This window comes from Thalassospira sp. UBA1131, assembly GCF_002311515.1.
Taxonomy (GTDB): Bacteria; Pseudomonadota; Alphaproteobacteria; order Rhodospirillales; family Thalassospiraceae; genus Thalassospira.
Genome location: NZ_DCAO01000088.1, coordinates 5,078 through 18,173 on the forward strand (window position 1 = coordinate 5,078; position 13,096 = coordinate 18,173).

Below are 13,096 nucleotides of genomic sequence, written 5' to 3' on the forward strand. Positions count from 1 at the left end.
GAAATCACCTTATCCAGGCCAGCGAAAGCGCCGCCAACGATGAACAGGATATTGGTGGTGTCGACCTGCAGGAATTCCTGTTGCGGATGTTTCCGGCCGCCCTGTGGCGGAACGGAAGCAACAGTGCCTTCCATGATCTTGAGCAATGCCTGCTGCACGCCCTCGCCCGAAACATCACGGGTGATGGACGGGTTGTCGGACTTGCGCGAAATCTTGTCGACTTCGTCGATATAGACGATGCCGCGCTGGGCCCGCTCGACATTGTAGTCAGCAGCCTGCAGCAGCTTGAGAATGATGTTTTCGACATCCTCACCCACATAACCGGCTTCGGTCAGGGTGGTGGCATCTGCCATGGTGAACGGCACATCAAGAATACGTGCCAGGGTCTGGGCCAGAAGCGTTTTACCGCAACCGGTCGGACCAACCAGCATGATGTTCGATTTTGCCAGCTCAATGTCTTCATTCTTGCTGGAATGGTGCAGGCGCTTGTAATGGTTGTGAACCGCGACCGAGAGAACTTTCTTCGCATGGCCCTGACCGATGACATAGTCATCAAGGACCTTGCAAATCTCTTGCGGAGAAGGCACCCCGTCTGCCGATTTGACGAGATGTGTTTTGTGCTCTTCGCGGATGATGTCCATGCAAAGCTCTACGCATTCATCACAGATGAATACGGTTGGACCGGCGATGAGCTTGCGAACCTCGTGCTGGCTCTTTCCACAGAAAGAACAGTACAGAGTGTTCTTGGAGTCCCCGCTATTCGATTTGCTCATACAAACCCCAATTACGTTTGACGTTATCTTTTATCGCCATGTTAGCCGGTAAACGATACCGATCTCAACGTTTAATCTGCGCTTTTCGGCTTTATGGCGTCATGTTTGATATGGGTTCGCTATCTTGGTTGCGAAACCCCTTGCATTAATCACCCAAACGTTCGGGCGGCCAGCAAGTTCCGAACAATAACGCCCAAGCCTGCACATACTCTTGTCTATGACTTAAAACTGCCATGAGGCAAGACATAAAAAAACGCCCCGGCCGATCACCGGGGCGTTTCCACCAATCACACCTGAGTGATCAGTCTTTCTTTTCATCACTTTCCGGCTTCGGACGCGATGTAACGACCTCGTCGATCAGACCAAATTCCTTGGCCTGATCAGGAGTGAGGAAGTTATCACGTTCCATTGCGTCTTCGATGGTCTTGAGATCGCGGCCGGTATGTTCGACATAGATCTCGTTAAGACGCTGACGCAGAGCCAGAATTTCACGGGCATGAATTTCGATGTCCGATGCCTGACCCTGGAAGCCGCCTGACGGCTGGTGGATCATGACGCGTGCATTGGGCAGGCAGTAACGCTTGCCTTTTGCACCGGCCATCAGAAGCAGCGAACCCATGGATGCCGCCTGCCCCATGCACACCGTGGAGACATCGCAACGGATGTACTGCATGGTGTCATAGATGGCGAGCCCCGAGGTCACAACACCGCCCGGTGAGTTGATGTAAAGCGAGATATCCTTATCCGGATTTTCCGATTCGAGATGCAGCAACTGCGCACAGATCAGTGACGACATGCCGTCATGGACCTGACCGTTGATGAAAACGATGCGCTCCTTAAGAAGGCGCGAAAAGATGTCATAGGCACGCTCGCCACGGCTGGTCTGTTCAACGACCATCGGTACAAGCGAATTCATCCGTTCTTCAATCATCAACTGCAATCTCCCTGCATGATCCTAAACCGTGTCCGGCCGGATTACTTGTCTTCGGATTTGTCAGCAGCTTTTTTAGCGGCCGGCTTTTTGGCTGCAGCTTTCTTGGCCGGGGCTTTTTTAGCCGGAGCCTTCTTCTCTGCGTCCTTTTTCGCCGGTGCTTTCTTAGCAGCCGATTTCTTCTTCGGAGCTTCGTCTTCCTCTTCCGGCTTCAGAAGGTCTTCAACCGAAACGGTTTTTTCTTCTACCTTGGCGAGTTCGACGATGTAATCAACGACCTTGTCTTCATATACAGGGCCCTGAAGCGCCTGCAAGGCCTGCGGGTTATTTTTATAGAATTCGATAACCTGCTGTTCCTGACCCGGATATTTCTGGGCTTCGGCAACGAGGACCTTGTTGACGTCTTCCTGAGTGACCTGGATCTCATTCTCACGGCCGACTTCTGCAAGCAGAAGACCCAGAAGAACGCGACGTTCTGCGATTTCGCGGAACTCTTCGGACAGCTCTTCTTCGGACTTGCCTTTGGTTTCGTCGTCTTCCTGTCCAGCTTCACGGGCCTGTTTGATCTGGCCAATGATGCCTTCGAGTTCGTTTTCAACGAGCGACTTCGGCAGTTCGAAGCTGTGGTTTTCAGCCAGCGCGTCAAGAAGCTGACGCTTCATTTTCTGACGGGAAACCGATTCGTATTCGCGGCCGAAGTCCTTGCGGATAGCTTCTTTAAGGGATTCAAGGCTGTCCTGACCGAGTTTCTTGGCCAGTTCATCATCCAGCTCAGCCGGTTTCTTTTCCTTGATTTCCTTGACGGTTACGTCGAACTCAGCGTCTTTGCCTGCGAGTTCAGCAGCACCGTAAGCTTCCGGGAATTTCACTTTGACGACGACTTCGTCACCAGCGTTGACACCGGTCAGCTGATCTTCGAAACCTTCGATGAAGGAACCCGAACCGAGTTCGAGTTCGTAATCTTCGGCTTTGCCGCCTTCGAACGCTTCACCGTCGATTTTGCCCAGGAAGTCGATAACGACAACGTCACCGGCTTTGGACTTGCGCTTGCGTGCGAGCGGTGCGGTCGTACCCTGTGCGGATGCGATGCGCTCGAGGGTTTCGTTCACCTTGCTGTCGTCAAGTTCAACAACTTCACGGGTCAGCTTCAGCTTTTTGAAGTCCATTGCTTCGATGGCCGGGATGATTTCGACTGCGATGTCGAATTCCAGATCGCCGCCTTCATCGAATTTGGTGACTTCGATTTTCGGCTGAACAGCCGGGCGCAGGTCATTGTCGTTCAGAACCTTGCCGGTGTTTTCGTTGACAGCGGCTTCAAGGACTTCGCCCATGACGGCCTGGCCGTAACGCTGACGCAGGAGTTTCGCCGGAATCTTGCCCGGACGGAAGCCCGGCAGGCGAACCTGATCCTTGATCTCGTCAAGTTTGGCGACGACTTTTTCTTCGATATGTGCGGCGGGCACGACGACTTTGAACTCGCGCGCCAGGCCTTCGTTTTTGGTTTCAGTAACCTGCATAGATAACTCTTTTGCTTGGTTCGAATAATGTCCGTTACGCGACGCAGTCCGGACGTCAGAAAGTCAATACGACTAAACGAATATGGTACCCGGTCAAATTTTCAGCCTGCTTATGGTACGGGTGAAGGGACTCGAACCCCCACGGATTGCTCCACTGGAACCTAAATCCAGCGCGTCTACCAGTTCCGCCACACCCGCACACAAGCATAGAAATCACTCCGGTCACACCGGAATGAGTGCGCCTTAATACAAACTTCGATCCCCTCATGCAAGCATCGCCTTTTCGACAAACGCAATCTTGTCGAAAATATCCATCAAACAGGGGCTAAATCGACGGCAATCAGCCGATTTCAGGTGACGCACCCCTAGCGAAAATGACGTTTTACGGCACTGGAAACCGCGATTTTGCCCTGCCCGACGTAACTTTCGTGATTTTTTTCGATGGTCGAAAGGTCATAGAGATAGTTCACCATCATCCCGAATGACTGGTTCCAGCCATTTTCCTTGGCATTGCCGTTCCAGTTCAGCCGTTCAACCCGCGCACCGTTGCTCAGATGGAAATGCGCGACCGGGTCAAAGGCGGTATCCATGCCGGGACGCTTGGCATTCAAAAGATACCACGCCGTCAGGTACTCGATATTTGCCCGCGTGCGCTCGGAAACGCCGCCCGGGCTGGTGGCAGGTGGTTTTGGTCCCAGCAAGTCATCGCAATCGGTCAAAGCGGCATCAATCGCCTTGGGCAGGCCGGTTTCCTCACCCTTGGCCATTGTATCAAGCTGCCGATCCATCCAGCTGCGCAGTGCCGGTATCGGCGACAGGGTTGAAAACTGTTTGAGATGCGGCAGATCGCGCTGCAATTGGGCGACCACACGTTTGATCAGGAAATCCCCAAAGCTGATTCCCGCCAATCCGGCCTGTGCATTCGAAATAGAATAGAAGATCGCCGTGTCGGGCTTCGTGTCGCTTTTGGGCGCCTTTTCCGAGCTACCCAAATCGTCATCCTTGCTTTCGATCAGCTCATCGACGTTACCGGCAATGCCGTTCACAAGCGCGACTTCCACGAAAATAAGCGGCTCGTCCGGCATGCCGGGATGGAAAAAGGCAAAACACCGCCGGTCTGATGCCAGTCGACGTTTAAGATCATCCCAGCTTTGAATTGCGTGAACGGCTTCATAGGCGATCAGTTTTTCCAAAAGGGCTGCCGGTGAATTCCACGTGATGCGGCTCAGTTCCAGAAAGCCGATATCAAACCAGCTTGCCAGCAGTGTCTTGAGATCACGTTCCAGAATGGCAAGTCCCGGGGCCTCCTTACGCCAGCGCAAAAGGTCGGCGCGCAGATCAACCAGGAACTTCACACCTTGTGGTAATGAATTGAATTCCTTGAGGATCAAACGAAATGGCGGCACCAGTGCGGCCCGCAGTTCGGTTTCAAGCAATGCCTGTTCGGCCAGATCATCAGCCGCCGTCCAGTCGGCCATGACAGCCGCAACCCGGTCGCGATCCACACCGAATTCATTGACCAGAAGATGTAGGAATTCACGTTTCCCCGCATCATCAAGGCGCAAGAAATCATGTCCAAGGGCGGCTGCGCGCGCACGGGCCGATACCGCCCCACCGCGCCTTGCCAGACAATCGGCGATCTGTTCGCGCCAACGGTCCTGGCGGGTCTGGCTTTCATCAAAACCAAGGCCACGCACCACCGGGCTATCGCGCAGTTCGCGCCAGGCGCCACGAAGATTATCAAGGGTTCTGTCGAGAAACGTCTGAGACATGCCTGTCTCCCACTCCGATATCAGAAGAACTTCAAATCGTTTCCTCAATGCGTGATGTCCCATCCCATCACGCCATACCGTTTTTATATCGGGTGATTATACCGCAAGTGCCAGCGGCTGCGGCGACTTCTTATTCACCTTATTTCACGTCATGCCTTTTTGCGCGACGCCAGCCACAGTTCGCGCAAGACAGCCGGAAGATGTTCCGGGATGTCTTCGGCAATCAGGCCCGGGCCAATATCCGCCCCGCTTCGTGCATGAAGCCATACCCCCATGCAGGCAGCGTCAAAACTGTCCATGCCTTGCGCCATCAAACCACCAATGATCCCGGCCAACACATCGCCCGATCCGGCGGTTGCCAGCCAAGGCACATCGACCGCACTGATGGCTGCCCGCCCGTCCGGCGCGGCAATCACTGTATCAGCCCCCTTGATCAGGACAGTGGCGCTGCAGCGTTTGGCTGCTGCACGTGCCCGACAAAGCTTGTCGCCGGTAATATCAGGAAACAGGCGGGCAAATTCGCCCTCATGCGGGGTCAGGACAGTCGGGCCTTGTACGGCAAAGCACAAGGTAGACGGATCTTCGGCAAAGCTTGTGAGTGCGTCGGCATCAAGCACCGTCGCCCGACACAGATGTAAAAGTTTCAAAACAAGGGCACGGGTATCGTCACCAACCCCAAATCCCGGCCCGATGACAAAGGCATTATGACGACAGTCATTCACAAGTGCATCAAACGCAGACATCGGGGCGGTCATGTTGCCGGGCGCATCGGATGCGTAGATCGGCAATGCCTGCGCATCTGCCACGATGGTCAGAAGCCCCACCCCGGATCGGCGCGCGGCACGTGCCACAAGGCGGGTTGCCCCGGTCATGGTAGCGCCGCCAAAGGCCAAAAGATGCCCGCGATGGTATTTGTGGCCTTCAAGCCCCGGCCAATGGATGCCAGCCCGCCACAAAACCGGATCGTTTCGCCAGCAGGCCGGCGCAATATCAAGGACCGTCTGATCGGTTATGCCGATGTCGCGCACGGCCAGTTCACCGCACATCAAACGCCCCGGCAAAAGATAATGCCCGGGCTTTGCCCGACAAAACGTCACGGTCAGGTCGGCCTTCACCGCAACGCCCAGAACCATACCAGTATTGCCATCAACCCCCGATGGCACATCGACCGCAACAACGCTGCACGGGCTTGAATTGATTGTAGTGACAAGTTCGGCCAGATCACCGGTAATGGCCCGCGCAAGCCCTGCCCCGAAAATACAATCGACAACCAGATCCGCGCCGACAACAAGGGCGGGTGAAAGTAGTTCGGTCGCCCCTTCCCAGCGGGCGGCATGCAGGGCTGCGTCACCTTTAAGATCAGCCACATCGCCCATCAGCCCCAAACGCACCGACCAGCCTTCATCGCGCAGAAGCTTGGCAATCGCGAAACCGTCACCACCGTTGTTGCCGGGGCCACACAAAACCGATACGGAACGCGGCGACCAATGACGGATGATTTCCTCAAACACGGCGCGACCGGCATTTTGCATCAAAACGTCGCCGGGAATGCCGCCTTCGATTGTGCGGCGGTCTGCCTCGTACATTTGATCGGTTGTCAGGATTTCAAACATTTCACCCCGTCATCCTTGTCGTGAACTACCGGTCTGCGTTGTGCATCAAGACAGCATTTAAAACAGGTCCAGTCGACTGTAGCCATTTAAATTTCACCCCACTATAGTGCAGCGAAATTCGCATGTCCGATAGTTGGCAGAAAGGCTGACCATCAGACCGCAACACGAAACTTTCCGCAGCAAGGCTTTGCCCGCATGCATGTAGTCGTCATGGGCGCCGGGGTCATCGGGACAACGGCGGCCTGGTATCTTTTGCAAAATGGTCATCAGGTTACGGTCGTTGATCGTCGGCATGCCAGTGCGCAGGAAACAAGCTTTGCCAATGGCGGTCAGATTTCTGCCTGTCACGCCACACCCTGGGCGAATGCATCCACCCCCAAACAAATCCTCGGCTGGCTTGGCCGGGAAGAAGCGCCGCTTCTGTTTCGGATGCGCTTTGACCCGCAGCTGTTTTCATGGGGCTTGCATTTCTTGCGCAACTGCACCGATGCGCGGGCCAGGATCAATCTGGAAAAGGCGCTTCGCGTTGCGATCTATAGCCGCGATTGCCTGCGCGCGCTTCGCGACGAGCTTGAGCTTGAATACGATCATAGCACACGTGGCATCCTGCATATCTGCCGCACTGAGCAGGACATGGTCGCGGTCGAAAAGGCCACCTCCCAGATGCAGGAATATGGCCTTAAACGCAGGCTTGTCTCGTCCGAGGAATGTCTTACCATCGAACCGGCCCTGCGTGATGCCACAGCGCCGATCATGGGTGGCAGCTTTACCCCCGATGATGAAAGCGGTGATGCGCGTAAATTCACCGAACGTCTGAGCGAACATTGCATCGCCAAGGGCGCATCGTTTCACTTCAACACCAACATCACCGGCCTTGTCCATGATCAGGGAAAGATCACCTGTGTTCGAACTGACAAGGGTGACATCCATGCGGATGCCTTTCTGGTGTGTCTGGGCAGCTACAGCCCGTTGATGCTGGCCCCGCTTGGCATCAAATTGCCGATTTATCCGTGCAAGGGATACTCGATTAGCATCGATACCACCGGCTATTCCGGGGCACCGGAAACGGCCCTGATCGATGATAGCGTGAAAATGGTGTATTCGCGCCTTGGTACACATCTTCGGGTTGCAGGTACGGCAGAGCTTGATGGCTATAACCTGCGGATGTCGCCACGCCGTCAAAAACTTATCGTTGATAAAGCACTGGAATTATTCCCGAATTCAGGTGACCGCTCCAGCATCGATTTCTGGTCGGGTTTGCGGCCGGTAACGCCGGATTCTGCCCCTGTTCTTGGGGATACGAAGTATGCTAATCTATACCTTAATACGGGGCATGGGACGTTGGGTTGGACGATGAGTTGCGGATCAGCAAAAGCAGTCGCCGATCTCATCAGCGACAAGACCCCTGACATCTCTCTGACGGGGCTGGGTATCGACCGCTTTTAGCGGACGACCTGATTATTATGGGATCACGGGCTGACATGACCAGCAACACACCAATTGGTTCAACCAATGTGCCATTGGCAGACCAGGTTGTTCTGAACGCCCTGCCCTATGCCGCCGTCATTTGTGATCGCAACGGCATTGTCATGCAATGTAACGAGGCCATCGCGCGTTTGATCGGCGTTTCGCGTGATCGCATGCTGGGCCGCAAGGCCGGTTTCATTTCCAAAGGCCTGATGAGCGATATCGAAGATGTATTTTCTTCGGGCCGGACCTGGCGCGGCGATATCATTCTGGTCGGTGCCGCCAAGGAAAGCCACGTCTGCGATCTGTCCATCGCGCCGCTTGAATATTGCCAAAACAATGAAACGCGCACTGCGGTGCTGATGACGTTGCTTGAAAATGACCGTCAGGCACAGGCCGAACGCACCCTGATGGAGCAAAACCGCAATCAGTCGGATGCCAACGCCTCAAAATCCGATTTTATCGCCAATATGGGCCATGAATTGCGCACCCCGCTTAATGCGATTATCGGCAACTCCGAACTGATTGCGCATGGGGTTCTTGGCGATCTGCCCGACGGATACCGCGAATGTGGTCGTGACGTTTACGAGGCGGGCAAGCACCTGCTTGAACTGGTCAATAATGTTTTGGATGTATCAAAACTTTCGGCCGGTTCGATGACCTTGCAGCTTGAAGAGGCTGATCTTGGTTCGGTGATACGCGATGCCGCACGGCTCGTCGGGGATGATATTTCGCGGCGCAGCCATCAACTGCAATTCGATCTACCGGATCAGCTGGTATCGATGCCGTGTGACAAGCTGAAACTCAAACAGATCCTGATCAATATCCTGAGTAACGCCGCAAAATTCACCCCCGAACACGGCAAGATCCGCATCGGACTGACCTCAACCGACGAAGACGTCACCTTTGCGATCGAGGATAATGGTGTCGGCATGAGCCCGAATGACATTCCCCGCGCGCTGGCCCGGTTCTCGCAGCTTCATCCATCCGGGGTGAAGGAAAGTGTCGGCACCGGTCTTGGCCTGCCACTGGCAAAGCTTCTGGTCGAACTGCATGGCGGTCGACTTAGTATCGAAAGCGATCTTGGCAAGGGCACGACCGTGCGCATTACCCTGCCCCGCCCGTAACCATATACGGTTAACTCTGTATCGCAAAAGACCCGCATGGACATGTCCGAGGCGGGTCTTTTGATTTCAAGGCCTTATTGGGCCGCAGATTGATTGATCTGGTCGTGCCGCGCGATGACGTCCTTGGGCCAGCGGCTTTTGATGTAAGACAGGCTGGCAATGATTTCCTCGTCGCTCAGCACGCCCTCATAACCCTGCATGGCCGATTTATAATCGCCCCCTGCCATTGCTGCCGGTCCGTATTTGGTCAGCTCAAACAACACCTGATCGGGGTGATGCCAGGTATGGCCGGTTTCATCATGGGGCGGTGCCGGAAGCAATCCATCAGGACCACGTTCACGCCAATTGGCCTCGCCTTCAAGTCTTGCACCATGGCAGGACGCACAATTTGCGTCATAGATCTTCTTGCCCTGCGCCACGAGTTGCAGATCATCGGGACGCAACGAGACATCTTGATCAGTGATCCCGCTCGGGCCAAAGAATGTGACGATGCCATACACAATTGCCGCACCGACAAGGGCGCCAAGCGCCATAACACCTTTATTCTTCAATGCGTTCTCTCATTCATTTGTGTTTCGGGATCATGCCTTGCGGGCGAGATCATTGATAATCGGGCAGTTCGGACGATCATCGCCGTGACAGGACTGCACCAGATCGGAAAGTGTGTCGCGCAGGCTTTGAAGTTCGGCGATCTTGCGTTCGATCTCTGCCAGATGGGTTTTGGCGATTTCCTTTACATCGGAAGAGGCACGGTTGCGGTCCTCGTAAAGTGACAGCAACACCCGGCAGTCTTCGACCGAAAATCCCAGCCCGCGGGCACGTTGCAGGAACCGCAATTTGTGCAGATCATTTTCGTCATAGTCACGATACCCGTTGGCCAGGCGCCCCGGCGAAACCAGACCGATATCCTCGTAATAGCGGATGGTTTTCGCAGGAAGTCCGCACTCGGTCGCGGCGTCAGAAATGTTCATCGCCCTCTCCTATTTCCGGACTGTCCAGCGCCGCAGTGTCAGCGAGTTACCAACAACCGAGACGGAGCTAAGCGCCATCGCCGCACCGGCAATCGCTGGGCTCAGAACACCGAATGCTGCCAACGGAACACCCACCACGTTATAGGCAAAGGCCCAGAACAGGTTCTGTGCGATCTTGCGACGGGTGGCGATCGAAATATCAATCGCGGCAGACACAAGTGCCGGATCAGACCGCATCAGGGTGATGCCAGCCGTTTCCATGGCAACATCGGTGCCACCGCCCATGGCAATACCGACATCGGCAGCCGCCAGTGCAGGCGCATCGTTGATGCCGTCACCAACCATAGCGACATGACGGCCTTCCTTGCGAAGTTTTTCGACTTCACGCGCCTTGTCCTGCGGGCGAATACGGCCTTCGCCGCGTTCCAGGCCAAGTTCGCGTGCCACGTGGCTTGCGACATCCTGACTATCACCCGACAACATGATCGATGAAATGCCGCGTGCCTTCAGATCGGCAATCGCCTGTTTGGCACCTTCACGAATGCGATCCTCAAGGGTCAGGTAACCGGCAAACGTGCCATCAATCGCAACCAGAATAACGGTTCTGCCTTCGCCTTCGTGTTTCTTGATGTCCTTTGCCAGCTCCTGCGGCGGACCTGCGATATCAAGATCACTCAGCAAGGCTTCGCTGCCAATGGCGATCTTGTGCTTTTCAACATCGGCCATGACACCGGCACCGGTTTTGCCCTTGAAGTTATCGATATCGGGCAGTGATACGCCTTCATCCTTGGCAATCGAGACAACCGCACGCGCCAAAGGATGTTCACTGGCGGCCTGAACGGCTGCGGTCAGGCGCAGCAACTCATTACGGTCAACACCCTCAACCGGGCAGATATCGCGCACGGTCGGCGTACCTTCCGTCAGGGTCCCGGTTTTATCAAAGATGACGGTATCGACATTGTGGGCCTGTTCAAGTGCCTCGAAATTGCGGATCAGAATGCCGTTGCGCGCAGCACTGCCGGTACCGGCCACCAACGCAGTCGGCGTCGCCAGACCAAGCGCACAAGGACATGCAATCACCAGCACCGACACCGCGGCAACGATGGATGCCTCTGCGCCAAAGCCGGTAAACAACCATGCGGCCAAGGTCAGCAGTGCAATGACAACCACAATCGGCACAAACACGGCCGATACCCGGTCGACAAGCTTCTGAACCGGGGCCTTGCCGGTCTGGGCCTTTTCAACCAGGCGGATGATGCGTGACAACGTCGTATCATCGCCAACGGCACTGACTTCGATATCAAGACGTCCGGTGCCATTCACAGCGCCACCAACGACCGTATCGCCACTAACACGTGCCACAGGTCGGGTTTCCCCGGTGATCAGGCTTTCATCAAGTTCACTCTCACCGGCATGAACCTTGCCATCGACCGGCACACGTTCGCCCGGCAGGACGCGAACGATATCGCCAACCGTAAGGCTTTCAATCGCGACATCCTGTTCGCCTTCGCCCGCGACCACCTTGCGCGCACGCCGTGGACGGAGCGCCATCAATTCACGAATGGCGGCTGATGCCCCGCGTTTGGCGCGTTCTTCCATGATTTTGCCCGCAAGGATCAGGGTAATGATCGCAGCCGATGCTTCGAAGTACAAATGGGTCTGCCCGGCATTGGCCGTCAGCATGTTATAGAGGCTGAGGAAATAGGCCGCCGATGTCCCGAGTGCGACCAGCACATCCATGTTGGCACTGCGATGGCGCAGGGCCGCATATGCCCCCTGATAGAAGCGCGCACCAATATAGAACTGAACCGGGGTCGCAAGTACAAGTTCAACCCATGCCGGCAGATGATAGGACACACCAAGGTTCATCCAGACCATCTGCAAAACCAGTGGTGCGGTCAGCAATGCCGATACCGCAAGAAGGATCAGGGATTTGTCCTGTTTCTTCTCGTTGCGTGCCGCCTCGTCTGCGTCACCGTCTTCGGAACCGGATTTATTGCGTGACGTTGCGTGATAGCCGGCATCCTCGATCGCCTTGATCGCGATGGCATCATTGACCTTGCCCGACAGTGCCGAGATATCCGCACGTTCCAGCGCGAAATTAACACTTGCCGTGGTGACGCCCGGCAATGCCGAAAGTGCCTTTTCCACCCGCAAGGCACAGTTCGCGCATGTCATGCCATCGACATCAAAGGAAAGCTGTTGGGTCACGACGCTATAGCCTGAATCCGCGACCGCCTCGGCGATTTTGGATGTATCAAGCTTGCTGTCGTCAAAATGCACATTTGCGCTGTTAAGTGCAAAGTTCACGGTGACATCAGAAACACCATCGAGACCAGCAATGGCCTTTTCAACGCGGCCTGCACAGTTTGCACAGGTCATGCCTTCGATCTCGAGGTTCACTTCGCTGGTATTGGCAGTCGGCTGCACGGATGCCCCACCGCCTGCTGCGGTATCATACTCGTCTGTTCGGCGATCCATATCACGCACCTCAAAAAGGGGTTATTACAAGATATGGGGCACGATAGACCTTCCAGCAACTGGAAGGTCAAGATAAAAAAGCCATATATAAAAATGCAGGGCTAAGCCTCTGATACCAAAAAGAAAGCCCCGGACATTGCCGGGGCCTTCTGAAAATTATTTGCTGGCCGATGATCAGCCTTCCGGGCTTGGTTCCCCGGCTGCGCGGAACTGGATGTAGTTCGGCAGGCCCATCATGTCGATCAGGCGGATCTGCTGTTCCAGCCAATAGGCATGATCTTCTTCGCTGTCATCAAGCAACGCGACCAGCATCTGACGGGTCTGGAAATCATCCTCTGCCTCGGCGATCTTGATCGCCTTTTTCAGAAGATTGATCACATGATATTCGTGTTCGAGATCGTTTTTCATCATCTCGGGCACGGTTTTGCCGATCTTGATCGGTTC

Annotated in this window: 11 protein-coding genes and 1 tRNA gene; 2 read left to right on the top strand and 10 right to left on the bottom strand. The window is 55.1% G+C overall.

All coding sequences use genetic code 11. The annotated features are described in order from the left end of the window. The 6 genes from clpX to B3Z49_RS13285 all read right to left on the bottom strand — a co-directional run. Window positions 1-773, bottom strand: a 773-nt coding sequence (clpX, locus tag B3Z49_RS13260; protein ID WP_296991664.1) for an ATP-dependent Clp protease ATP-binding subunit ClpX, incomplete at its 3' end; no start/stop codon positions are given. Between the two features lie 301 nt (window positions 774-1,074). Next, on the bottom strand, window positions 1,075-1,704 hold the full coding sequence (gene clpP / locus B3Z49_RS13265) for an ATP-dependent Clp endopeptidase proteolytic subunit ClpP (protein ID WP_008891816.1): 630 nt from the start codon (window positions 1,702-1,704) through the stop codon (window positions 1,075-1,077). Between the two features lie 44 nt (window positions 1,705-1,748). After that, window positions 1,749-3,221 carry a trigger factor gene (gene tig, locus B3Z49_RS13270; protein WP_296991670.1) on the bottom strand — a complete coding sequence of 491 codons (1,473 nt, stop codon included), beginning with the start codon at window positions 3,219-3,221 and terminating at the stop codon, window positions 1,749-1,751. Window positions 3,222-3,334: 113 nt separating this feature from the next. Continuing rightward, window positions 3,335-3,419: transfer RNA gene (locus B3Z49_RS13275), tRNA-Leu, on the bottom strand. A gap of 167 nt (window positions 3,420-3,586) precedes the next feature. Beyond that, window positions 3,587-4,993 (bottom strand): malonyl-CoA decarboxylase, encoded by a 1,407-nt coding sequence (locus B3Z49_RS13280; protein WP_296991672.1) that lies wholly within the window; start codon window positions 4,991-4,993, stop codon window positions 3,587-3,589. 149 nt (window positions 4,994-5,142) lie between these two features. Then, window positions 5,143-6,606, bottom strand: a complete 1,464-nt coding sequence (locus B3Z49_RS13285; RefSeq protein WP_296991674.1) for an NAD(P)H-hydrate dehydratase — start codon at window positions 6,604-6,606, stop codon at window positions 5,143-5,145. A gap of 195 nt (window positions 6,607-6,801) precedes the next feature. Between B3Z49_RS13285 and B3Z49_RS13290 the strand changes: the two genes are divergently transcribed. Together B3Z49_RS13290 and B3Z49_RS13295 are read left to right on the top strand one after the other, a co-directional pair. Beyond that, window positions 6,802-8,052, top strand: coding sequence for a D-amino acid dehydrogenase (locus B3Z49_RS13290; protein WP_296991677.1), 1,251 nt, complete (start codon window positions 6,802-6,804; stop codon window positions 8,050-8,052). 35 nt (window positions 8,053-8,087) lie between these two features. After that, window positions 8,088-9,200, top strand: coding sequence for a sensor histidine kinase (locus B3Z49_RS13295; RefSeq protein WP_296991681.1), 1,113 nt, complete (start codon window positions 8,088-8,090; stop codon window positions 9,198-9,200). A gap of 74 nt (window positions 9,201-9,274) precedes the next feature. Here B3Z49_RS13295 and B3Z49_RS13300 read toward each other — a convergent pair whose 3' ends face one another. The 4 genes from B3Z49_RS13300 to B3Z49_RS13315 all read right to left on the bottom strand — a co-directional run. Further along, window positions 9,275-9,751 (bottom strand): c-type cytochrome, encoded by a 477-nt coding sequence (locus tag B3Z49_RS13300; RefSeq protein WP_296991685.1) that lies wholly within the window; start codon window positions 9,749-9,751, stop codon window positions 9,275-9,277. Between the two features lie 30 nt (window positions 9,752-9,781). Then, window positions 9,782-10,171 carry a Cu(I)-responsive transcriptional regulator gene (gene cueR, locus B3Z49_RS13305; RefSeq protein WP_008891823.1) on the bottom strand — a complete coding sequence of 130 codons (390 nt, stop codon included), beginning with the start codon at window positions 10,169-10,171 and terminating at the stop codon, window positions 9,782-9,784. A gap of 9 nt (window positions 10,172-10,180) precedes the next feature. After that, the gene (locus B3Z49_RS13310) at window positions 10,181-12,652 is read right to left on the bottom strand and encodes a heavy metal translocating P-type ATPase (protein WP_296991688.1); all 2,472 of its coding nucleotides are present in this window, start codon (window positions 12,650-12,652) and stop codon (window positions 10,181-10,183) included. Between the two features lie 174 nt (window positions 12,653-12,826). Further along, a partial coding sequence (locus tag B3Z49_RS13315) for a ferritin-like domain-containing protein (RefSeq protein ID WP_296991690.1) occupies window positions 12,827-13,096 on the bottom strand: 270 nt, incomplete at its 5' end.

Coding starts and splice junctions, on each gene's coding strand:
- clpP (WP_008891816.1), bottom strand. CDS start 1,704: ATGATTGAAGAACGGATGAATTCGCTTGTACCGATGGTCGTTGAACAG.
- tig (WP_296991670.1), bottom strand. CDS start 3,221: ATGCAGGTTACTGAAACCAAAAACGAAGGCCTGGCGCGCGAGTTCAAA.
- B3Z49_RS13280 (WP_296991672.1), bottom strand. CDS start 4,993: ATGTCTCAGACGTTTCTCGACAGAACCCTTGATAATCTTCGTGGCGCC.
- B3Z49_RS13285 (WP_296991674.1), bottom strand. CDS start 6,606: ATGTTTGAAATCCTGACAACCGATCAAATGTACGAGGCAGACCGCCGC.
- B3Z49_RS13290 (WP_296991677.1), top strand. CDS start 6,802: ATGCATGTAGTCGTCATGGGCGCCGGGGTCATCGGGACAACGGCGGCC.
- B3Z49_RS13295 (WP_296991681.1), top strand. CDS start 8,088: ATGACCAGCAACACACCAATTGGTTCAACCAATGTGCCATTGGCAGAC.
- cueR (WP_008891823.1), bottom strand. CDS start 10,171: ATGAACATTTCTGACGCCGCGACCGAGTGCGGACTTCCTGCGAAAACC.
- B3Z49_RS13310 (WP_296991688.1), bottom strand. CDS start 12,652: ATGGATCGCCGAACAGACGAGTATGATACCGCAGCAGGCGGTGGGGCA.